Origin of the sequence: Actinomadura soli, from assembly GCF_005889715.1 — a bacterium.
Lineage (GTDB): Bacteria > Actinomycetota > Actinomycetes > Streptosporangiales > Streptosporangiaceae > Spirillospora > Spirillospora soli.
Map to the genome: position 1 here is coordinate 1 of NZ_VCKW01000149.1, position 22,162 is coordinate 22,162.

Consider the following 22,162-nt stretch of genomic DNA (forward strand, 5'->3'; position numbering starts at 1 on the left):
CCCGTCAAGGAGTTCGCACTCCAGGACCAGGTCACGCACGACAAGTACGGGCTCGGGCGCATCGTGGAGGTGGAGCCGGGACGAGCCGTCCTGGTCGACTTCGGGACGCGGAGGGTCAGGATTCTCGCCCCGTACGAAAAACTCTTCAAGCTCTGAAACCCCCTTGCCGGGCCGCGCGTGGAACGCGTCATCGAACAGCCGGCAGGTGTTCATTTTCGTAAAAAATCGGTGACGCTTCAGTTGCGGCGTAGAAAAGTGTCACCGGGGTGGCCGCGTCAGTCGGTGATGATCGAGTCCGTCCGCCACCAGGTGAACCGGTGGACGTACCGGATGGCGGCGCCACCGCGGCCGGGACGGCGGCCGTAGGTGAGGACGATGATGCCGCGCCCGCCCGTACCGCCGCCCGCCGGATCGCGGGCGCCCGGACGCGCGGGAAGCGGATGGATCTCGCCGAGCAGCATCCGGGCGGACGCGCGCAGCTCCAGCCGGAGGTCGATCGCCCCCCGCCCCCGCATGGGGCTGCGGGCGAGGACGTCCTGGACCAGTGCCGTCAGGTGGTCGGCGAGCTCGTCGGCGGCAGAGCCGAGCCCCCATCGCCGCAGGGTGCGGCGGAACGCGCGGCGGACCTTCCGGCCCGACGGCACCGCCGCCGCGCGGCCGCCCGGCAGCCGCCGGCGGCCGGTGCGCAACCGCCACCGGCCGATGCGGAGGGCGGGCGGCCCGGCCTCGGCGGACGCCTCGGCGTGATCGTTCGTCGACGTGGACACAGAGGTTTCTCCGGGTTGTCGCGTCACGGCACTTGTGCCCTGGTTTCGCCCGGTCATGCGAGCGCTCCACGAACATGATGCCGTCCAATTCTTGACTGATTCCAGAAAGTGGGCCAGCCTGTGGGGCGTGGCCATGGCCTTGGACTTTCGGCAGATGCTGCGCGGGGCCGCGCTGCGGGTGACCCGTCCGCGTCTGGCGGTGCTCGAAGCGGTGCACGCGCACCCGCACGCCGACACGGACTCGATCATCGGCGCCGTGCGCGGGGATCTTCCGACGGTGTCCCACCAGGCCGTGTACGACTCGTTGCGCACCCTGACGGAGGCGGGCCTGGTGCGGCGCATCCAGCCGGCCGGATTCGTGGCGCGCTACGAGTCGCGGGTGGGCGACAACCACCACCACGTCGTGTGCCGGTCGTGCGGGGTCATCGCCGACGCAGACTGCGCCGTCGGTGCGGCGCCCTGCCTGACCGCCTCCGACGACCGCGGCTTCACGATCGACGAGGCCGAGGTCGTCTACTGGGGCCTGTGTCCCGACTGTTCCACCACCGAGAGCTCCTGATACGCCGCGCATTGCCCTGGGAGGATCCACATGTCCGAAAACAAGGAAAACTTCGCCTACGACACCAACGCGGAGGGGGAAGGCGGCTGTCCGGTCGCCCACACCCGCGCCCCCCACCCCACCCAGGGCGGCGGCAACCGCGGCTGGTGGCCGAACGGGCTCAACCTGAAGCTCCTCTCCAAGAACCCCGACGTGGCGAACCCCCTCGGGGCGGACTTCGACTACGCCGAGGCGTTCTCCGGCCTCGACCTTCCCGCCGTGAAGCGGGACATCGCCGAGGTGCTGACGACCTCGAAGGACTGGTGGCCGGCGGACTTCGGCCACTACGGCCCGTTCATGATCCGGATGGCGTGGCACAGCGCCGGGACGTACCGCGTCCACGACGGCCGGGGTGGCGCCGGGTCCGGCCAGCAGCGCTTCGCGCCGCTCAACAGCTGGCCCGACAACGCGAGCCTCGACAAGGCCCGCCGCCTGCTGTGGCCGGTGAAGAAGAAGTACGGCCAGCAGATCTCCTGGGCCGACCTGCTGGTCCTGACCGGGAACGTGGCCCTGGAGACCATGGGCTTCAAGACGTTCGGCTTCGCCGGCGGCCGCGAGGACGCCTGGGAGGCCGAGGAGGACGTCTACTGGGGCCCCGAGACCACCTGGCTCGGCGACGAGCGCTACACCGGCGACCGCGAGCTGGAGAACCCGCTGGGCGCCGTCCAGATGGGCCTCATCTACGTCAACCCGGAGGGCCCGAACGGCAACCCGGACCCGATCGCCGCGGCCCGCGACATCCGCGAGACGTTCCGCCGCATGGCGATGAACGACGAGGAGACGGTCGCGCTGATCGCCGGCGGCCACACCTTCGGCAAGACGCACGGCGCGGGCCCCGCCGACCACGTCGGCCCCGACCCGGAGGCCGCCCCGCTGGAGCAGCAGGGCCTCGGCTGGAAGAGCACCTACGGCACCGGCGTGGGCGCGGACGCGATCACCAGCGGCCTTGAGGGCATCTGGACGCCCACCCCGACCACGTGGGACAACTCGTTCTTCGAGACGCTGTTCCGCTACGAGTGGGAGCTGTTCAAGAGCCCCGCGGGCGCGCACCAGTACCGGCCGAAGGGCGGCGCGGGCGCGGACACCGTCCCGGACGCGCACGACCCGTCCAAGCGGACCCACCCGACCATGCTGACCACCGACCTCTCGCTCCGCTACGACCCGATCTACGAGCCGATCTCGCGCCGGTTCCTGGAGAACCCGGACGAGTTCGCCGACGCGTTCGCCCGCGCCTGGTTCAAGCTGACCCACCGCGACATGGGCCCGATCGCGCGCTACCTCGGCCCGGAGGTCCCGTCGGAGACGCTCGTCTGGCAGGACCCCGTCCCCGAGGTGGACCACGAGCTCGTCGACGACGCGGACATCGCGGCCCTGAAGGAGCGGCTCCTCTCCTCGGGCCTGTCGGTGTCGCAGCTGGTGTCCACCGCGTGGGCGTCGGCGGCGTCGTTCCGCGGCACCGACAAGCGCGGCGGCGCCAACGGCGCCCGCATCCGCCTCGAACCGCAGAACACGTGGGAGGTCAACGACCCCGACGAGCTGCGGACGGTGCTGCGCACCCTGGAGGGCGTCAAGGAGTCCTTCGACTCCGCGCAGACCGGCGGCAAGCGGATCTCGATCGCCGACCTGATCGTCCTCGGCGGCTGCGCGGCCGTGGAGCAGGCCGCCAAGGCCGCCGGGCACACCGTGACGGTCCCGTTCACCCCGGGCCGGACGGACGCGTCGCAGGAGCAGACCGACGTCGAGTCCTTCGAGGCGATGGAGCCGTCCGTCGACGGGTTCCGCAACTACATCGGGAAGGGCAACCGGCTCCCCGCCGAGTACCTGCTGCTCGACCGGGCGAACCTGCTCACGCTGAGCGCGCCGGAGATGACGGTCCTCGTCGGCGGTCTCCGGGTGCTGGGCGCGAACCACCAGGAGTCGTCGCTCGGCGTCTTCACCGCCTCGCCGGGGACGCTGACGAACGACTTCTTCGTGAACCTGCTCGACCTGGACACGACGTGGCACCCGACGTCCGAGGACGCGGAGACCTTCGAGGGCCGCGACGCCACCGGCGCGGTCAAGTGGACCGGCAGCCGCGCCGACCTCGTCTTCGGCTCGCACTCCGAGTTGCGCGCGCTCGCCGAGGTCTACGCCAGCGACGACGCGGCGACGAAGTTCGTGGGCGACTTCGTCGCGGCATGGGACAAGGTCATGAACCTCGACCGGTTCGAGCTGCGCTGACCGGCGGCGTCCGGGCCGGCCGGCGCCTCGCCGACCGGCCCGGACGTTCCATGCGCAGTGATCGCCCGGGCCCCGTGATCAGCCGGGCTCGGTGATCAGCCGGGCTTGGGGCGGCAGGCCGGGCAGAGGCCCCAGAACGTGACGTCGGCCTCGTCGATCAGGAAGCCGGCGTCGTCGACGGGGTCCAGGCAGGGCGGGTGGCCGACGGCGCAGTCGACGTCCTTGACCGCGCCGCAGTTCCGGCACACCAGGTGGTGGTGGTTGTCGCCGACGCGTCCCTCGAACCGGGCCGGGCTCCCGGCCGGTTCGATCCGGCGCACCAGCCCGGCGGCGGTGAGCGCGTGCAGCGCCTCGTACACGGCCTGCAGGGAGATGTGGCCCACCCGGTCGCGCACCCCGGACGCGAGCGCCTCGACGCCGAGGTGGTCGCCCTCCCGGACGGTCTCCAGCAGCGCTACCCGCGCGGCCGTCACCCGCAGGCCGGCCCCGCGCAGCTCCTCGGCGGTGGTCGGGGGGGAAACGGTCATGGCGCCGAACCTATCCTCACGGACGCGAAAGACTTCAGACAGCGAACGACACAAGTCTAAACGGACATTCGGCGTACGCCGCGCTCCCCGGTGGCCGGGCGGCGGCCCGGGAGGACCGCCGCCCGGCACGCGTCAGCGGACGCGGATCAGGCCCCACAGCCCCTCGGTCAGGGCCCAGCGGAACACGCCCGTCCGGTAGGCGTAGTCGCCCGGCGCCCCGGCCCTGAAGGTCAGGGTGCGGAGCGTCCCGTTGGTCAGGCCGCCGATCGCGCCCACGCGCGGGCCGTCGAGATGCTCCTCCATCGGCCAGGTCATGCCGTGGATCTGGAAGGAGTGGTTGCGCGGACGGTCCGCCCCCACCGCCAGATGGACCTGGACGACGTCGCCCGGCCGGCACCGCAGCATCGGCGTCCCCGGATGGTCCACCGCCAGGGACGGACGGCGCGGCAACAGATGTGCGCTCCGGTAGTTGAACGCCTTCTGGCCCGAGTCCTCCGGCTCGTCCTCCAGGTCGGTCACCGGTTGGGTGGGGTCGCCGTGGTGGTACTGGCGCACGCCGTCCTGGAGGATCAGGACCAGCTCGTGGACGTCATCGGCGCCCTGGCGGCGGATCACCGCCTGGGCCCCCGTCCACGCTCCGCCCACCGGGGTGGCGCCGGGCGGCTCCACCACGAGGGCGCCCACGAGGCCGCGGTGGCGGTGGGTGCGGAGGTCGGCGCGGTCCTCCAGGAGGATCACGCCCGGGGTGTCCGCGTACCAGCGGTAGGTGACGTCCGCGCCCGGTTTGACGGTGCCGTCGCCGTTGCGCCCGGCGAACGCGCCGTCGCTGTCGCGGACGTCGTAGCGCAGCGGCCCGACCGGGTGCAGGGAGACCCGTGCCGACACCTCCCGGTCGGCGGGGTCGTCCAGGGCCGGGAGCGGCGGGTCGTAGGGCGTCGGCTCCGGCGGGGCGTCCACCTCGTTCGAGAGCGTCAGCTCCACCCACTCCCCGGCCCGGCACCGCAGGACGAGCGGTTCGCCCTCCGGCGCCCCGTCGACGGCGTAGACCAGGCCGAACGGGTCACTGCGGCGGTCGCTGTAGTGGATCTCGCGGGCGACCGCTCGCACGTGGTACCGCCGGGCGTTGCGCACGTCGAACGGCGGAGGCCCGCCGTCGCCGAACGCGTCCGGCAGGGGCGGCAGGTCGTCCTGCTCCTCCCCGTGGAGGCGGAACAAGCCCCAGCAGCCCAGCCACGTGTCGTCGATGGCCGAGAACGCCCACATGTGGTCGCCCGCGCTGTGCGACGGGTCGATGTGCAGGCTGAACGCCTCGGAGATGCCGAGGGTCTGCTGCGTGCGCAGCGGCGAGCGCGGATCGTCCCGCCAGGCGTGCCAGCGCATGCCGTGCACGGTGAAGCCGTGCTGCTCCTCGTGCGACCCCTGGTAGAGGCGGACGCGGAGCCGCTCGCCGGGATAGGCGCGCAGTAATGGCGTCTGCGGGTCGCCGTGGACTGCGCTGGAGAACCAGTCGGCCGGGTCGCCGGGACGCTCGTGGAGCGGCTCGCAGCGGTACCCGACGGCCATGGTGCCCTGGTCGTCCAGGGCCCCGGGGAAGGCCGGCGGGTTGATCGGCTCGCCCTCCTCCCCGGCGCCGTGCTTGATCAGCGGGACGAAGTCGGCGACCGGGATCACCTGCTCGCGGAACGCGCTCCCGTCCGGGAGCTTCACCACGGCCTGGGACGCGTTGCGCACCTCCCGGCCGTGGTCGTGCGGGTCGACCCAGACGGCGCCCTCCGGCTCGGCGATCATGGACCCGAACAGGCCGTGCCGCTGCCGCTCGTTGGCCAGCAGGTGGTCGTGGAAGAAGACGACGCCGAACTCCTCGTCGCAGTACCACCGGTACATCCAGGAGCGGTAGCGCTCGTGGTCCTCCGGGCCGGCGTCGGCGGTGGTCGTCCCGGACAGGTAGTTCCAGCCGACGCTGGCGCCGTCCGACACCAGCGGGTCGAACTTCACCAGGTGGACGTGCAGCCCGCACTCCGGCTGGAACGGCAGGACGGCGTCGAACGCCGTCTCCGCGTGGCAGCCCGGCGGGAGCGCGTTGGTCAGGGTGAACTCGATGATCTCGCCCTTGCGGCCGCGGATCGCGATCGGCTCGATCTTCCGGGTGCCCTTGGCGAGCTCCTTCCGGAAGGTCTCGATCCCGCCCGAGGCGTCGATCTCCTCCTTCAGGACGAAGAACACGCCGCGATGATCATGCCAGGTCTCCTTGTGGCCGCCGTCCCCGCGGCCGTCCCCGTGGCGGCTCTCGAAGTAGTGGATGGTGCCCTGCATGACGACGAGGTGGTAGCGGCGGACGGGCGCGTCCGGGTCCAGGGTGATCTTGGTGAACGCCTCGCCCGGCTGCGGGTCGGGGACGAACGCCGCCCGCTCCAGCGCGGACGGCTCCCGTCCCATCCCCTCGGGCATCGCCGGTGTGCGCGGCGGGCGGGGCGACTTCTGCGGGAACGTCCCGTCGATGAACGCGGGGAAGCCCGGACGTTCGGCGGTGGCGGCGGGCGGCTCCGGACGGCCGGGGAGCGGGCGGAGCGGCGCGATGGGCGTGCCGTCCGGGTAGCGTCCGGCGCCGTCCTGGCGGACGTCGAAGACCCGCCACATCCCCCACATGCCGGAGTGGAAATGGGGATAGAGGTGGCAGTGGAAGATGATGTCCCCGGTCGCCGCCTGCACCGAGCCCGCGCCGCCGATCGGCTCGATCGTGAACGCCTGCTGCGGGCTGATCGTGACCGAGTCGATGATGGGGGAGTCGCCGTTCCCGGGCACGGCCCTCCACTGGTGCAGGTGGAGGTGGAAGACGTGCGTCGCCTTCACTCCCGCGTGGACCAGCCTGATCTTCGCGGGGTCGCCGCCGTAGGCACGGAAGATCGGCGTCCCCGGGTCGCCGAACAGCCAGGAGCCGTGGTGCTGCTCCTCGCCGACGATCGCGTCCCGCGCCGGGTCGAGCTCGCCCGCTTCGAGCATCCGCTCGTAGGCGAGGGAGCGCCAGCCCATCGGCTCGGTGCGGTAGCTCATGAGCATCATCGAGGCGGCATGCTCGCTCTGCCCCTCGTTCCCGTGCCCGCCACCGTGGTCGTCGTCGTGCTCCGGGAACAGGACGGGCGCCAGCCGTTCCCCTCCGGCGGCGGGCGCATGCGTGTGCGGACGGGGCCGCTCGCACTCGTAGAGCGGGTGCGGCGGGAGGACGGGGTTGTCGTTGGGCGACTCGTCCTGCATGAACAGCGCGTACTCGCGGAAACTCTCCTGCCCCGGCACGTGGACGTCGGCATAGAGGCCGTCCAGCAGCGGTTCGCCGGTGACCGGGTCGGTCCAGGTGGCGCCCTCGGGCTCGACGATCAGCGCGCCGAACAGCCCGTGGGCCTGAGCGCCGTCCTCGCCGCCGCGGAGGTCGGCGAGGTCGCCGAAATAGAACACGCCTTCGTACGCGGCGTCCCATTCGTAGGTGATCGAGCCGCCCGGCGCGACGGCCGAGTCCGGGTTGCGGCCGACCGCGCCCCCGTCGGCGGTCACGACTCGGTGCCCGACGCCCTTGGCGTGGATTCCGGCCCGGTACCGCAGCTCGTTGCGGAACCGGACGACGACCCGCTCGCCCACGCGGGCCCGCAGCACGAGCGGGCGGACGAGCGGATGCGGGTCGGGAAGCAGCTCCGGATGCTTCAGTGGGTCGGGGAAGGGCGCCGGAAAGCTCTCCCTGATCCTGTTGAGCTCGGTCACGTGGTCGGCTAACGTGAAGATCATCCCGTTGCGGTCATGGTCCCCGTGCGCGTCGAAGACGATGGGAACGTGCAGCGCGACGACGTCGTACACCCTCTTCACGGGCATCTGTGAATCCCCCTGGAACTCCCGTTGTCTCGGCGGCCGCCCGCTGGGCGGCGGCCCTCGGCCTGCGCGGGGTACGCGGGGTCTGCGAGGTGCCCGGGGTAAGCGGGCCCTCAGCGCGGGGTGTACGGGGTATTGACAGGTATGACGTACCGGGGAGTCAAGGTGTTCCGCCCGGCGCCCCCGCCCGGCCGCCCGGCGTGTGCCAAAAAGAGCGTAAGGCCCGGCCTTAAAGAGCGTAGAAAACGCAAAGTTAATTGTTAATAAGATGGAAAGGCAAAGTGTTGACCAAGTCGGCGGGACCGGAATAACCTCTCGGAGGATTCTCCAGACCGAGAGAATCGCCATTGACGTGTTGGCGCCAAAGTCGCCGCAAATCCGCTGGTAAACGGCCGGTGCGAGGCGTGTGCGGTGAAGGCGCCGACCAAGAACCCCCTGAGAGAACCGACCCATGAAGAACGCCACACGTACGGCGATCGCGGTGGGCGCTGCCCTGCTCCTTCCCACGCTGGCGACCGCTACCGCCGCCTCCGCCTCCATCGACCCCCCCGCCGCAGACGCTCCGCCGGTGCCGAGCAAGGTCACCATCAGCGTCGAGACCATCAACGGCTCCGGCTGCCCCGCCGGGACGACGAAGGTCACCCCCTCCCACGGCAACACCGCCTTCACCGTCACCTACGACAAGTACGTGGCCTGGGCCGGCGGCGACGCCCCGCCCACCGACTCCCGGAAGAACTGCCAGCTCAGCGTGCAGGTCAACGCGCCAGAGGGATACACATACGCGGTCGTCGGGATCGAGTCCCGCGGCTTCGCCCACCTCGAGGCCGGGGCCACCGCCCTCCGCCGCACGAACTACTACTTCCAGGGCAACTCGGAGTCGCAGGCCGTCTCCCACACGCTCAAGGGCCCGTTCGACGACGACTGGAAGTTCGCCGACAAGACCGACTCCGAGGGCCGGATCTTCAAGCCGTGCGGCAAGGACCGCAACCTGAACATCAACACCGAGCTGCGGGTGGACAAGGGCGACTCGACCAAGTCCAGTTTCATCGCCATGGAATCCGCGCGCGGCAACTCCGTCTACCACCTCGTGTGGAAGCGCTGCGACTGATACGCGCATTGCGTGACGCCATTCCCACGAAGGGTGCGCGTTACGCCGCCGAAGGGGCGATTCTGATCGGATGGTCGCCAGCCGATCACACAACGTCGCCGAATTCGGACAGATATTGAACCGAGGGGGGAGGCGCCGGCGCCTCCCCCCTCGGCCGTCCTGACTCGCCCTGCGGGACGCACGAACGCCCGGCCGGGACGCACCCGGCCGGGCGTCGCCTTGCGCCGTTCCTAGAGGTTCTTCGGGCGGTACGCCTTGTACTGGCTGCCCGAGTCCAGGCCGTAGTCGCGCTCCCGGTAGTCGGTGCCGTACCGGCCGCGCTGCTCGTACGCCCAGTAGGACGTGCGGCCGCTGTTCGCCCACTTCTCGAAGATGACGACATGGCGCGTGGTGTTGGTGCCCTGCGCGTCCATGACGAGGTCGCCCTTCTTCAGCTCGTCCATCGAGATGCGCTCGGTGTACCGCGACGAGGTGAGGCCCTGGGTGTTCGGGCCCGGCTTCTCCAGCCCCAGCGTCATCGAGACGAAGCCGGAGCAGTCGGCGCGGTACCCGTTGTGGCTGCGGACCTGGCTGTAGCGCACCCGGTCGTCGGTGCCCGGGTTCCAGGTCCTGGCCCGGGCGATCACTTCGGAGCGGGCGTTCGCCGCGCCGGACTTCTTGGCGCGGGCCTTGTCACCGGAGGCGTCCGGCACGGCCCGTTCGGGCTTCTTCTGCTTGTGGGGGAGGGCCGCGATGGCGGCCGCCTTGTCGCCGGAACCGGAACCGGAGCCGGAGTCGGAGTCGGAACCGACCGACGCGTGCGCGGTGCTCGCGACCACGCCGAAGAAGGCGAGGCCGAAGAGGGCGCCGGTCATACGGGGGCCTAGGGGAAAGCGGTCCTTGCCGTGCTTGCCTTTCAAGGGGTCTCCTTGGCTTCCAGACGCCTACCGGGTTAGCTGACGGGTTCGGACGTGGAAGTCGCCCTTCGGCCTGGGGGCAGGCCGATTCACCCCAGTGCGATGTGGGTCCCCGGCTCCGCGCGACGGCGGACTCGGCGTTGCCGCTTCAATCCTGGTGAGGGCACGACGGCCCATCCACGGGACCCTTGTGTCCCGCGTGCGAAAGAGCGGCGCTGATGGTGCGGCGCCCTAGGGAGGGGCGCAGCTCTGGTGAACCGGTCCTGGCTTCGCTCAGCGCCCGCACGTCGGCGTGCGCATGGCCGGGCTGAGGGGCGGGGTCTCGGGAACCCCGCGCGGCAGGACCGTCACGAGACGACGCGTGGACCGCGCCGCCGCCACCCCCGTCCGACGGTGTCGTCCGGGGGACCGTGCCCAGACGGACACGGTGCGGCAAAACGCCTGGCGGGCGCCTTGGTGAGCGACAAGCTACTCCCTACGTCAACGGAAGGCAAACCCGGACAAAATCAACAACACCCCAGCTCAGTGCCCCTACCTCAGCCGGGTCACGGGTCGTGCGGCCGAAGGCGCCCCGCGCCGGAGGTCGCACGACCCGCCGGTCGGGAAACGGTCCGCCGACCGTGACGGGGGTTCCAGGGGGTCGCCCCCTGGGCTAATACGCCATGGCGGTGATGCCTCGGGCCTGTGCTACCGCGTGGGCGGCCCATGCGCTCGACTGGGGGCCCGGTGGGAACTGGGCGGTGTGGTGGTAGCCGGGGCCGGTCACGGAGATGGTCACGAAGCCGAGGTAGCGCCGCTCCTTCATCAGGAGGAAGAGCAGGCCCAGCAGGCAGAACCAGACGAAGATGATGGTCAGGACGATGGCCACCGTCGGGATGCCCTCGGTGATCTGGGTGGAGTCCTGGATCGTCCAGGTGGCGCCGTGCAGCGGGTAGCGCCCGTACGGGAGGAGGACGTGTGTTCCCGTCAAGGCGATATCGCCGATTTGCAGCAGGACCGGTTCCGCTCCGCCATAGGGAATCGGATACATCCACGCACCTCTGTTCGAATGAACCGTCCGCCGCCGCGAGGGATGGCCTCATGCTATTGCTGCCCGCCGGACGGGGCCGGGAATCGGCCGTGAGCGGTCACGGGTGACGCCGCGGACGCGGACGGCGAGCATCGCGCCGGCGGCGGCCCCGGACGGCGTTTTCGCAGAACCGAACTTGATCACGTTTGAGTTGCGGAGCGATCAGCCGTCCTTGTCGGAATTAAGGTGATTTCGTAGATTTTCCGGCAACGGGGGCCCTGTTCCTCGCGGCGTTGTCATCCGTTACCGGCTCGAAATCCGGGCACGGGACGGGTGTGCGCCCATATCTCCCCGAGGAGACGCCCATGTCCGAGGTCAATCGCCGTGACCTGCTCGCCGGAGCCGCGGCCTTCGCCGGATTCGCGACCGTCGGCCTGCTGCCGGGCACCGCCGCCGCCGCGACCCGGCAGCGCCCCGGCGCCCTCTTGCCGCCCTCGCTCAGCACCGGTGACAAGGCCGTCGTCGCCCGTATCGACGTCCGCCGGGCGCTGCGGCACCTGAAGGTGCTCAGCGACGGGATCGGCTGGCGCATCGCCGGGACCGAGTCCGAGCACCGCGCCGCCCGCTACATCGCCGGGGTGCTGCGCGACCTCGGCTACAAGGTCGAGCTGCAGCCCTTCCCCGTCGCGGACAAGAACCTGGCGGAGATCCGCGCCAGGGGCGAGCGGCTCTGGCAGGCCAGCGCCTCGCTCCAGGGCGCGACCGGCTCCGCCCACGGAACGGTGGTGGACGTCGGCAAGGTCGTCGACGTCCCGGGCGACGTGGACGGCAAGCTGGTGCTGTTCGACCGCATCGCGGGCAAGGAGACCGACCAGGCCAAGGCCGCCGCGGCGGCGGGCGCCAAGGCGGCGCTCATCGTCAACGCGCGCTCTGACACCTTCCCCGAGCGCAAGCCCGCCTCGTTCGCCCCGGCCCTGACCGAACCGGTCGCGATCCCGGTGCTCGGCCTGGCCGGATACCACGGCGAGCGGATCCGCGCGGGCGCCCGGCGGCTGTCCTTCGAGATCACCAAGCACACCGGGATGACGTCGTACAACGTCCTGGCCGAGCGGAAGGCGACGCTGCCGAACCCCGACGGCAAGGCCGTCATCGTCAGCGCCCACTACGACAGCGTCCCCGGCTCGCCCGGCGCCAACGACGACGGCAGCGGGACGGTGCTGTGCCTGGAGCTGGCGCGCGTCCTGAAGCGGCTGCCCACCCAGCAGGCGATCCGCATCTACCTGTGGGGCGCGGAGGAGAACGGCCTGATCGGCTCCCGCCACTACGTCAAGCAGCTCGACGAGGCGGGCGTCAAGCAGATCACCGGCTGCTTCCAGAACGACATGGTCGCCACCAGCCATCCGCCCGCGGAGACGTACTGGCTGCTGTCCGTGGACGGCAAGGACAACACCACCACCGCCGCGGTGAACGCCGCCGCGCGCCGGCTCGGCTACGTCGACCAGGTCCAGGGCCCCACCGCCCGCGGCTCCAGCGACCACGAGGCGTTCTACGAGCGCGGCATCGCCGCGGGCAACTTCAGCTGGCGCGGCAACGAGGCGCCGAGCCAGCTCGAACCGGTCTACCACACGCCCGAGGACACGATCGCCCAGAACGTCAGCCTGAAGCGGCTCCAGGTGTCCATGGAGATCATCGGCTGCGCCGCGTACGAGGTGGCGCGCCACAAGTAGCGGGCAACGGCTGGGGACCGCCGCGTCTTCTGCACGCCCCGTCCGGCATCGTCCGGCATCGCCCGGCATCGTCCCGGTCCGTGACGAATTGCCGGGCGGTGGCGCTGTAGGAGAAGTCGGCGGTCCCCCGTTAGTGCACGGCCGCCGGTGGGCCCCCGCACCCTGCGATTTGGTGCGGCGCGGCCCGGCCCCGCCCCCCGTTTCCGGCCAGGTCACGTTGGGGCGGGGCCCCTCAGGGCCTCGCCCGGGCCAGCGCGGCCGCGCTCAGCCGCCCGCCATGGCGCCGACCACGATGAACGGCTCCTCGCCCGTAGCGACCGCTCCCGGCAGGACGGTCCCGGACGGCTCAAGGGAGAGGTCCTCGGCGCAGGCGTAGAAGCGGACGAACGCGCGGCGCCGTCCGGTGGCGTGGTCGCGGATCGTCCCGCGCAGCACCGGGTGGCGGGCCTCCAGCGCGTCCAGGACCGAGCACACCGTGACCTGCCCCGGCACGTCCAGCTCCACCTCGCCGCGCACCCCGGCGAGCGTGCGCAGGTGCGCGGGCAGCACGACGCGGATCACGGCAGGGTCTGGACTTCGACGGACAGCACGGCGGGCAGGTCGCGGACGATCGGCGCCCACGTGTCCCCGGCGTCGGACGACGCGTACACCTGCCCGCCGGTCGTGCCGACGTAGAGTCCGCACGAGTCGAGCGCGTCGACGGCCATCGCGTCCCGGAGCACGTTGACGTAGCAGTGCTCCTGCGGCAGCCCGCTGGTCAGCGGCTCCCACTCGTTCCCGCCGGTGCGGCTGCGGTAGACGCGCAGCCGCCCGTCCGGCGGGTAGTGCTCGCCGTCGCTCTTGATCGGGACGACGTAGACGGTGTCCGGCTCGTGCGCGTGGACGGCGATCGGGAACCCGAAGTCGCTCGGCAGGTCGCCGCTGATCTCGTGCCAGGTCTCGCCCGCGTCGTCGCTGCGCATGACGTCCCAGTGCTTCTGCATGAACAGCACCTCGGGACGCGCCGGATGCATCGCGATGCGGTGGACGCAGTGCCCCGTCTCGGCCTCGGGGTCGGGCAGCCCTTCCGAGCGCAGGCCGCGGTTCACCGCCCGCCACGTCGCGCCCCCGTCGTCGGTGCGGAACACGCCCGCCGCGGAGATGGCCGCGTACATGCGCTCGTCCCTCTCAGGGTCCCGGACGATCGTGTGCAGGCACATCCCGCCCGCTCCCGGCTGCCAGGACGGCCCCGAGCCGTGCTCGCGCAGCCCGGGCAGCTCCTGCCACGACGCGCCGCCGTCGGCGGAGCGGAACAGGGCGGCGTCCTCGACCCCGGCGTAGACCGTGTCCGGATCCGCGGCCGACGGTTCGAGATGCCACACCCGCTTGAACTCCCACGGCCGCTGCGTGCCGTCGTACCACTGGTGGGTCCCGGGCACGCCCTCGTACCCGAACTCGTTGCCGACCGCGCGCCAGGTGGCGCCGCCGTCGTCGGAGCGCTGCATCACCTGCCCGAACCAGCCCGTGGACTGGGCCGCGTACAGCCGGGACGGATCGGCGGGCGACCCGGCGAGGTGGTAGATCTCCCAGCCGCCGAAGAGCGGCCCGCCGACCTCCCAGTCTTTTCGCGATCCGTCCGAGGTCAGGATGAACGCGCCCTTGCGCGTCCCGACGAGAACCCGTACTCCGGTCATGGCTCTACCTCCGATGCCTGGGCCGGGGGTACATAGTCTGGTCGTCGTGCAGGGACTAGGCCAGGACATGACGCCCGGGCAAGGCGCCGAACGGCTGCTCGTGGTGGACGACGAGGCCACCGTCCGGGAGCTGCTCTCCGCGACGCTGCGTTTCGCCGGCTTCCACGTCACGTCGGCGGCGACCGGCGCGGACGCGGTCGCCTCGGCCGCCGCGGAGCCCCCCGACCTCGTGCTGCTCGACGTCATGCTGCCGGACCTGGACGGCTTCGAGGTCGTCCGGCGGCTGCGCGAGCAGCGCGGGGAGAGCCGCGGCGGGCCGGTGCCCGTCCTGTTCCTCACCGCCAGGGACGGCCAGGCCGACAAGGTCACCGGGCTGTCCCTCGGCGCCGACGACTACGTGACGAAGCCGTTCGACCTGGAGGAGCTGATCGCCCGGATCCGCGCGATCCTCCGGCGGACGGCGGGCCACCACGCCGGCGTGCTGACGGCGGGCCCGCTCGCGCTCGACGCCGAAGGGCATCAGGTGACGCGCGACGGGCGTCCCGTCCGGGTGTCCCCCACCGAGTTCCGGCTGCTGCGCTACCTGATGGAGAACGCCGGGACCGTGGTGTCCAAGGCACAGATCCTCGACCGCGTGTGGCACTACGACTTCGGCGGCGACACCGGCATCGTCGACACCTACATCTCCTACCTGCGGCGCAAGGTCGACACCGGCGAGCCGAAGCTCATCCACACCGTCCACGGCGTCGGCTACGTCCTGCGGGCGCCCCGGCGCTGACGGGCGCCGTCCTCCATCAACAAAAAGCGGGCCCTCCCCCAGTGGAGGTCTGGGGGAGGGCCCGAGGGAGACAGTGCACCCAGAAGCCGGTTTCCGGGGCGCTGATCACGGGTGCCTGGCGGCTCCCGTCATCAAATCTGCTCCCACAGTGCCGGCACATTGGCCGGAGTCCAGCCAGGCTGGGCCTGGTGGGCCTGGATGCAGCGGTACTGGGCGCCGTTGTAGGTGACGGTGCTCCCGACCTGGTACACGGTCCCCGCGGCCCAGGTGCCCGTGGGCGGGTCAGGGTCGCCCGGGTCCGGGCCGCCGGTCCCGGTGGCGAGCGTGAGCCCGTACACCTGGAGGATCTCGTTGATCGGCTGGTAGAACGTCGTCCCGCCGCTGCTGCAGTTGCCCGAGCCGCCGGACGTCACGCCCTGCGCCTGGGAACCGGAGATGTACGAGCCGCCGGAGTCACCGGGCTCGGCGCACACGGTCGTCCGGGTCACCCCGCTGATGGTGCCCTCGGGGTAGGTGACGCTGGTGTTGTGCTGCGACACCGTCCCGCAGTGCCAGCCGGTGGTGGAGCCGGAGCGGCACACGGGCTGGCCGACCTGGGTGACCGTCGAACCGGCGACGGTCGGGTCGGCGACCCTGCCGTAGCCGTTCACCTTGTTGGTCGAGGTCCACTGGCTGTTGGCCGACACCCAGGCGTAGTCGTTGCCCGGGAAGCTGGAGCCCTGGAAGCTGCCCAGCGCGACACGGTTGTGCCCCTGGACGGCCGTGCCCGCCCGGCCGCAGTGCCCGGCGGTGGCGAAGCCGTGCGTCCCGCTGCGCGTGATCGGGAAGCCGACCGAGCAGCGTCCGCCCATGTAGTAGGCGTCGCCGCCGCGGATGTCGTAGTACGTGCGCGGCTTGACGTTCGAGCGCTGGATGGCGACCTTGTCGAGGCTGACCCCGACCGCCTTGACGAGAGCACGTGCCTTGGCGGGTGAGGAGCTCTGGAGCACGACCCTGTTGCTCTGGATGTCCACGAACCACACGGGGGTGTGGGCGGGGCCGTTGTCCTGCATGGCACGATCCAGCTGGGCCTTCGCGGCGTCGAGCTCGGCAAGGCTGTACTTGACGATCTCGGCGCGGGCGCCGTGGGCTGCGATCTCGGCCGCCTTGGCGGGGTTGTTGGTGGCGACGTGGAGCGTGCCGCCGGTCTTGCCGGTGACGTAGCTGCCGGAGTAGCTGCCGGCCAGCCGCACCTGCAGTTTCCCGGCCTTGGCGCCGGTGTCGACCTGGTTGGCCAGCGCCTGCTTGGCCTGCGCCTGGGTGAGGCCGAGGTCGCGCTGCATGGCCTTCAGCATGTCAGCCGACGCGCTCGCGGCGTTGGCCGCGGCCAAAGGCTTGGTGTAGGAGCCGGGAGGTAGCTGGTAGGAGCCGGGCGGCTGGGCCGTCGCGGTGCCCTGAATGCCGGCGAGGCCCAGCGCGCCGACGGCGATTACGGCGACCCGAAGGCCGCGTCTGTGAGACATGGTCTCTCCTTGTGTGGGGGTGCGGCAAAGGTAGATTGACTTTGCGCAGGTGAGAAAGCCTCTCCCCGCCAGCGTTCTGGCGAGTTATCGCCCGTGTCGATCTTCGCCACCATTGCCACTTGCCCGCCCCGGGCTAACGGGCGGAAAATCAAAGAACTCCATTTGAGTGCGCGAAGATCACGCGCGGACGTGGAAGATGTGCGGTCGCCGCAGCCGCCGAGGCAAGAATTTGCGGGTTTCGGACACGGGTTGGGCCCTGCTTCGACGGGGTCAGATGGCGCGTGCCGCATCGGATAGGGCTCAGAGGCTTGGCGGCCCCATGCCTTTGCTGGATAATCCGTCCATGTCTCCCGCGTCCGCCGCAACTGACGAGAATCCATTCGCGGCTCTCGGTATCACCACTCTGCAGCAGTCCCTTTACAGTGCGTTGCTGCACAACCCCGGCACCACTTTCGGTGAGCTGGCGGCTTTGTCGGACGAACCCCGGCCGCGGCTGGCCGGGCTCCTCAAAGAACTCGAAGCGCTCGGCATGATCGGCATCGACGCGTCCACCGATCCGAAGTACTTTCCGTACCCGCCGGACGCCGTCGTCGAGACGCTGATCCGCCAGCGGGAGACGGAGTTCATCCGGGCGCGCATCGAGGCCAAGCGCCTCAGCGGCGACCTGCTCGCCGCCGAGCAGCGCACCAACCCGCAGAAGCTCGTCGAGATCATCGACGGGATGGAGGCGGTGGTCCAGCGCTACGAGCAGGTCCAGCGCAGCGCGGTCAAGCACGTCAAGGCCATCGACAAGCCGCCCTACGCCGTCGACCCGAAGGCCCCGAACGAGGTCGAGCGCGAGCAGATCGGCCACGGTGTGGAGTACCGCGTCATCTTCACCCCCGACGCGCTCGCCATCCCCGAGAAGCTGGAAATGGCCCGGCAGGACGCAGTCCTCGGAGAACGCGCCCGCGTGCTGGAGAGCGCGCCGACCAAACTCATCATCGTGGACGACGAAATGGCGTTGATGCCGCTGCGGGGCGACGACCCCGGCATCAGCGCCCTGATCCGTCCCTCGACGCTTCTCGACATTCTCATCAGCGTGTTCAACACCTGCTGGGAACAGGCGACCCCACTGCAGGGCGACAACGAGACGGGCGATGTCTGGCCACGGCTGTCCGAGGCCGACCGGCACCTGCTGACGCTGCTCGCCGCCGGGCTCAAAGATGAGGCGGTGGCCCGCCACACCGGAATGGGCGCGCGAACTGTGAGCCGGCATGTCGCCCGCTTGCTGCGCACACTCAACGCCCGAACCAGATTCCAGGCGGGCGTTCACGCCGCGCGCCGCGATCTCGTCTGACGGCGTCAATTCGCCTTCGGGGCGGGCGCGTTTTCGCCGCGCCGGACGGCGCCGGGATCGAATTTCCTCCGGCCGCCGGTGTGCGCGGCGTGCCGGGCCGTCCCGTGCGATCAATGTTCCGCCATTTTGCGCTGTTCTGTGAGATTCCCGGAATTGACGGGTCTCGGCGCCGGTGAAAAGGGCGGGTCGCGGCCGGGTCCGGTGCCAGCCCTCACCGGACCCGGCCGCGTGTCACCCGTCAGGCCGCCGTGGCGGCCGGGGTGTAGTGGGACGCGTCGTCGCCCTCCAGGAGGTAGCTGCGCCGCCCGTCGACACCGGACGGGACGTCGCCCGCGACGGTGACGCGGTGCAGCAGGCGCGGCAGGTCGCCGTAGTCGTCCGGCGCGTAGTGCTGGGTGATCCGGTTGTCGAACACGACCAGGTCGCCCGGGGCCCACACCCAGCGCAGGATGTTCTCCGGGCGGGTGACGTAGGACTGCAGGATGTCGAGGATGGCGCGTCCCTCCCGCTGGGCGGACAGCCCGACGATGTTCTGCGCGAACCCGCCGATGAACAGGTTCCGCTCGTCCGACTCGGGGTGGACGCGCACCACCGGATGGGCGGTCTTCCACTTGCGGGACACGAACGCCTTGCGGTGCTCCGCCGCCTTGGCGGGGTCGACGCCGCTCTTGCCGGGCGTGACGTAGTCGTAGTCGTTGGTGTGGACGGCCCAGAGCCGGTCGGCGAGTTCGCGCAGCTCGTCGGGCAGGTCGCGGTAGGCGGCGGCGGTGTTGGCGATGAGGGTGTTGCCGCCGTAGGGCGGGATGACGAGGCCGCGCAGCGTGCTGATCTTGGGCGGCGTGCGGACGAAGGTGACGTCGGTGTGCCAGTGGTTGGCCCGCCCCGACTCGCTGTCCACGGGCAGGATCTCGGGCCGTCCGTCCACGGCGGGGACGGTGGGATGGGCGCCGGTGAGCGCGCCGAAGCGCGAGGCGAAGGCGACCTGGTCGTCGTCGGTGAGGTCCTGGCCGCGGAAGCCGAGGACCTTGTGCTCCAGCAGCGCGGCGTGGATCTCGCCGAAGATCGAGTCGGACAGCTCGCGCACGTCGACGCCGGTGATCTCCGCGCCGATGCGACCGCCGATCCTGCGGACGTCGAAGTCGGACATGCGTCCACCTCTTTCTCGTGAAGGGACGTGGGGAGGAAGGAGGAACCGCTGCTCTAGAGCGAAGCACGCTCGCGGGGTATAGTCAACAATTCCTATCGGTTGAGTTGGGAATAGGTGAGGGCTCTTGACCCCGACGGCCAGCACGGGCAGCACGGCAACGACACGACGACGATTCATCTCCACGCTCGCGGTGGCGGCCGCCGCCGTCCCCGTCACCGCCGCCTGCGGGAGCGCGGCGGGCGGTGCCCGGCGCACCAGCACGTTGCGCTACCAGGGCTGGACCGGCCAGGTCACGCTGCCGGAGCTCGCCGCCGACCTCGGCCACCTGGGCGACGTGCGGCTGCGGTGGATCGGCAACACCATCAGCGGGCCGCAGGACGTCCAGTCCGCCGCGACGGGCCAGGTCGACTTCGGCGGCGCGTTCAACGGCGCGGTCGTCAAGCTGCAGGAGGCGGGCGCGCCGATCACGTCCGTCATCGGCTACTACGGCACCGACGCGAAGTCCTACACCGGCTTCTTCGTCCTGGCGGACAGCCCGATCAGGTCCCCCCGCGACCTGATCGGCAAGAAGGTCGGGATGAACACGCTGGGCGGCCACTCCCAGGCCGTCCAGGACCTCTACCTGCGCCGCAACGGGCTGTCCGGCGCCGACATCGCGAAGGTGGAGTCGCTGGCGGTGCCGCCGGTCACCATGGAGCAGTCGCTGCGGCAGGGGCAGCTCGACGTCGCCGCAATCAACGGGATCTTCCGCGACAAGGCGCTCGCGGCGGGCGGCGTCCGCACGCTGTTCAAGGACCTCGACTTCCTCGGCCAGTTCACCGCGGGCTCCTACGTCTTCCGGGACGACTTCATCGAGCGCAACCCCGACACCGTCCGCGCCTTCACCGCGGGCATCGCCAAGACCATCGAATGGTCGCGGCAGCGGCCGCGCGCCGAGGTGATCGACCGCATGACGAGGATCCTCCGGTCGCGGGGACGCAACGAGAACGCCGACGCGCTCCGGTACTGGAAGTCGTGGGGCGTGGCGGGCGCGGGCGGCGTGATGACCGACCGGGAGTTCGACACCTGGCGGGCCTGGCTGGAGGACGTCGGCCAGATCAAGAAGGGCCGGGTCAAGGCCGCCGACCTGTACACCAACGAGTTCAACCCGTACGCGGGCGGGAGGGGCGGGCGATGACCGCGAAGATCAGTGTGTCCGGGGTCGGGAAGGCGTTCGCCCTCCGGGGCGGCGGCGAGGTCACCGCGCTCCACGATGTCCGGCTGGACGTCGCCGACGGCGAGTTCCTCGTCGTGGTCGGGCCGTCCGGGTGCGGCAAGTCCACCCTGCTCGACCTGATCGGCGGGCTGGCGGCGCCGACGTCGGGGCGCGTCCTCATCGACGGGGCGGAGGTGACCGGGCCCGCCCTCGACCGGGGCATCGTGTTCCAGCAGTACGCGCTGCTCCCGTGGCGGACGGCGCAGCGCAACGTCGAGTTCGGCCTGGAGGCGGCGTCCGCCCGGACGGGGCTGCGCCGCCGGGAGCGGGCCGAGATCGCCCGCGAGCATCTGGACCTCGTCGGCCTGTCCGGGTTCGCGGACCGGTACCCGCACGAGCTGTCCGGCGGCATGAAGCAGCGGGTCGCGATCGCCCGCAGCCTCGCCTACGACCCCGACGTGCTGCTCATGGACGAGCCGTTCGCCGCCCTCGACGCGCAGACCCGCGAGTCGCTGCAGGACGAGCTGCTGCGCATCTGGGCGCGCACCGGCAAGACCGTCGTGTTCATCACCCACGGCATCGACGAGGCCGTCTACCTGGGCGGACGGGTGGCCGTCATGACGGCGCGGCCCGGCACCGTGAAGGAGGTCGTCGGCATCGACCTCGGGCCACGCGACGCCGACGCGGACGTCCGGTCGACCCCCGCGTTCGCGGCGCACCGGCACCGGGTCTGGTCGCTGCTGCGCGACGAGGTCCAGACGGCACAGCGGCTGACCGTCCCGGCGCCGCGCAAGGAGGAGATCCACCATGGTTAGCACCGCGAAGGCACCCGCACTCACCGAGCCGTCCGCCGCCGCCTCACCGCCGCCCCGGCCGGGGGCGCGCCGCCCGGCCGTCCGGCGGGCCGCCACCGTGGCGGCCACGATCGTGCGGCGGACGGTCGCGCTCGTCGCGTTCTTCGCCGTCTGGGAGGCGGCCCCGCGCGCCGGCCTGGTCGACCCCATCTTCCTGCCGCCGGTGTCGGAGGTCGTCCCGGCGCTGTGGGACCTGGCGGCGGGCGGCCAGCTGTGGAGCGACGCCGAGACGAGCCTCGCCCGCTCGCTGTCCGGGTTCGGGCTGGCGATCGTCCTCGCGGTGCCGCTCGGCCTGCTCATCGGCTGGTACCGGCCGGTCGCGGAGCTGCTGAACCCGCTGCTCGAACTGTTCCGCAACACCGCCGCGATCGCGCTGCTGCCGGTGTTCATCCTGATCCTCGGCATCGGCGAGACGTCGAAGGTGGCCATCGTCCTGTACGCGTGCACCTGGCCGATCCTGCTCAACACGATCAGTGCCGTCCGGAACGTGGACCCGACGCTGGTCAAGTCCGCGCGGTCGCTCGGGCTGCCCGCGCCGCGCATCTTCCAGAAGGTCATCCTGCCCGCCGCGGTCCCGACGGTCTTCACGGGGATCCGGCTGGCGGGGGCCACCGCCGTGCTGGTGATGATCGTCGCCGAGATGGTGGGCGCGAAGGAGGGGCTCGGTTTCCTGATCAACTCGTCCCAGCAGAACTTCGCCATCAACGACATGTACGCCGGGATCATCGCCATCTCCGCGCTCGGGCTGCTGTTCAACCACCTGCTCGTCGTGATCGAGCGCCGTTTCACGCGGTGGCGGACCGACATCGGCCACTAAGTCGACTATTACCCGCAAGTCACGCCTTGACGTCGCCATCCTTCTGTATCATCCTTTGTCGACCAAACATGTATAGAAAGTAGGGGAGGGGCGCAATGTACGGACGCAGGGCGGCGACGGCATTGGGGCTGGCGGCCATCGTCGTGGGGG

18 protein-coding genes and 1 riboswitch are annotated in these 22,162 nt (G+C 71.0%); of the genes, 9 read left to right on the top strand and 9 right to left on the bottom strand.

Annotated elements, in window-relative coordinates; all coding sequences use genetic code 11:
- Positions 1-275: 275 nt before the first annotated feature.
- Entirely contained in the window at positions 276-767 is a 492-nt protein-coding gene (locus ETD83_RS25760) for a hypothetical protein (protein WP_138647782.1), read from the bottom strand.
- A gap of 154 nt (positions 768-921) precedes the next feature.
- On the opposite strand from ETD83_RS25760, the gene ETD83_RS25765 reads away from it, so the two are divergent.
- Together ETD83_RS25765 and katG are read left to right on the top strand one after the other, a co-directional pair.
- A complete protein-coding gene (locus ETD83_RS25765; protein WP_138647798.1) occupies positions 922-1,326 on the top strand; it encodes a Fur family transcriptional regulator in 405 nt (134 codons plus the stop codon).
- A 30-nt stretch (positions 1,327-1,356) separates the two neighbouring features.
- Positions 1,357-3,585 (top strand): catalase/peroxidase HPI, encoded by a 2,229-nt coding sequence (katG, locus tag ETD83_RS25770; RefSeq protein ID WP_138647783.1) that lies wholly within the window; start codon positions 1,357-1,359, stop codon positions 3,583-3,585.
- Positions 3,586-3,680: 95 nt separating this feature from the next.
- Here katG and ETD83_RS25775 read toward each other — a convergent pair whose 3' ends face one another.
- On the bottom strand, positions 3,681-4,112 hold the full coding sequence (locus ETD83_RS25775; protein WP_138647784.1) for a Fur family transcriptional regulator: 432 nt from the start codon (positions 4,110-4,112) through the stop codon (positions 3,681-3,683).
- 132 nt (positions 4,113-4,244) lie between these two features.
- A complete protein-coding gene (locus ETD83_RS25780; protein WP_138647785.1) occupies positions 4,245-7,970 on the bottom strand; it encodes a multicopper oxidase domain-containing protein in 3,726 nt (1,241 codons plus the stop codon).
- A 448-nt stretch (positions 7,971-8,418) separates the two neighbouring features.
- On the opposite strand from ETD83_RS25780, the gene ETD83_RS25785 reads away from it, so the two are divergent.
- Entirely contained in the window at positions 8,419-9,075 is a 657-nt protein-coding gene (locus ETD83_RS25785) for a DUF4360 domain-containing protein (protein ID WP_138647786.1), read from the top strand.
- A 230-nt stretch (positions 9,076-9,305) separates the two neighbouring features.
- Here ETD83_RS25785 and ETD83_RS25790 read toward each other — a convergent pair whose 3' ends face one another.
- Complete coding sequence (locus ETD83_RS25790; RefSeq protein WP_138647787.1) at positions 9,306-9,974, bottom strand: NlpC/P60 family protein; 669 nt, start codon at positions 9,972-9,974, stop codon at positions 9,306-9,308.
- 6 nt (positions 9,975-9,980) lie between these two features.
- A riboswitch (cyclic di-AMP (ydaO/yuaA leader) is annotated at positions 9,981-10,121 on the bottom strand.
- A gap of 502 nt (positions 10,122-10,623) precedes the next feature.
- Entirely contained in the window at positions 10,624-11,001 is a 378-nt protein-coding gene (locus ETD83_RS25795) for a hypothetical protein (RefSeq protein ID WP_138647788.1), read from the bottom strand.
- A 344-nt stretch (positions 11,002-11,345) separates the two neighbouring features.
- Here ETD83_RS25795 and ETD83_RS25800 point away from each other — a divergent pair, with 344 nt between their 5' ends.
- The gene (locus ETD83_RS25800; RefSeq protein ID WP_138647789.1) at positions 11,346-12,707 is read left to right on the top strand and encodes a M28 family peptidase; all 1,362 of its coding nucleotides are present in this window, start codon (positions 11,346-11,348) and stop codon (positions 12,705-12,707) included.
- A 264-nt stretch (positions 12,708-12,971) separates the two neighbouring features.
- Here the strand turns inward: ETD83_RS25800 and ETD83_RS25805 are convergent, their stop codons facing one another.
- Positions 12,972-13,268 carry a MoaD/ThiS family protein gene (locus ETD83_RS25805; RefSeq protein WP_138647790.1) on the bottom strand — a complete coding sequence of 99 codons (297 nt, stop codon included), beginning with the start codon at positions 13,266-13,268 and terminating at the stop codon, positions 12,972-12,974.
- A complete protein-coding gene (locus tag ETD83_RS25810; protein ID WP_138647791.1) occupies positions 13,265-14,380 on the bottom strand; it encodes a WD40/YVTN/BNR-like repeat-containing protein in 1,116 nt (371 codons plus the stop codon). The genes ETD83_RS25805 and ETD83_RS25810 overlap by 4 nt, the downstream gene beginning before the upstream one ends.
- 67 nt (positions 14,381-14,447) lie before the next feature.
- On the opposite strand from ETD83_RS25810, the gene ETD83_RS25815 reads away from it, so the two are divergent.
- Positions 14,448-15,158, top strand: a complete 711-nt coding sequence (locus tag ETD83_RS25815) for a response regulator transcription factor (RefSeq protein WP_138647799.1) — start codon at positions 14,448-14,450, stop codon at positions 15,156-15,158.
- Between the two features lie 131 nt (positions 15,159-15,289).
- Here ETD83_RS25815 and ETD83_RS25820 read toward each other — a convergent pair whose 3' ends face one another.
- The gene (locus ETD83_RS25820; RefSeq protein WP_138647792.1) at positions 15,290-16,660 is read right to left on the bottom strand and encodes a carbohydrate-binding protein; all 1,371 of its coding nucleotides are present in this window, start codon (positions 16,658-16,660) and stop codon (positions 15,290-15,292) included.
- A gap of 274 nt (positions 16,661-16,934) precedes the next feature.
- Between ETD83_RS25820 and ETD83_RS25825 the strand changes: the two genes are divergently transcribed.
- On the top strand, positions 16,935-17,999 hold the full coding sequence (locus tag ETD83_RS25825) for a helix-turn-helix transcriptional regulator (protein ID WP_171064432.1): 1,065 nt from the start codon (positions 16,935-16,937) through the stop codon (positions 17,997-17,999).
- A gap of 238 nt (positions 18,000-18,237) precedes the next feature.
- Here the strand turns inward: ETD83_RS25825 and ETD83_RS25830 are convergent, their stop codons facing one another.
- On the bottom strand, positions 18,238-19,146 hold the full coding sequence (locus tag ETD83_RS25830) for a TauD/TfdA dioxygenase family protein (protein ID WP_138647794.1): 909 nt from the start codon (positions 19,144-19,146) through the stop codon (positions 18,238-18,240).
- Positions 19,147-19,270: 124 nt separating this feature from the next.
- Between ETD83_RS25830 and ETD83_RS25835 the strand changes: the two genes are divergently transcribed.
- Genes ETD83_RS25835 through ETD83_RS25845 form a run of 3 tightly spaced genes read left to right on the top strand, consistent with a single transcriptional unit; the run spans position 19,271 to position 22,012 of the window.
- Positions 19,271-20,323: an ABC transporter substrate-binding protein gene (locus ETD83_RS25835; RefSeq protein ID WP_138647795.1), complete on the top strand. Its 1,053-nt coding sequence runs from the start codon at positions 19,271-19,273 to the stop codon at positions 20,321-20,323.
- Complete coding sequence (locus ETD83_RS25840) at positions 20,320-21,156, top strand: ABC transporter ATP-binding protein (RefSeq protein WP_138647796.1); 837 nt, start codon at positions 20,320-20,322, stop codon at positions 21,154-21,156. The genes ETD83_RS25835 and ETD83_RS25840 overlap by 4 nt, the downstream gene beginning before the upstream one ends.
- Positions 21,149-22,012 (top strand): ABC transporter permease, encoded by an 864-nt coding sequence (locus tag ETD83_RS25845; RefSeq protein ID WP_138647797.1) that lies wholly within the window; start codon positions 21,149-21,151, stop codon positions 22,010-22,012. The genes ETD83_RS25840 and ETD83_RS25845 overlap by 8 nt, the downstream gene beginning before the upstream one ends.
- The last annotated feature ends 150 nt before the right edge of the window (positions 22,013-22,162 follow it).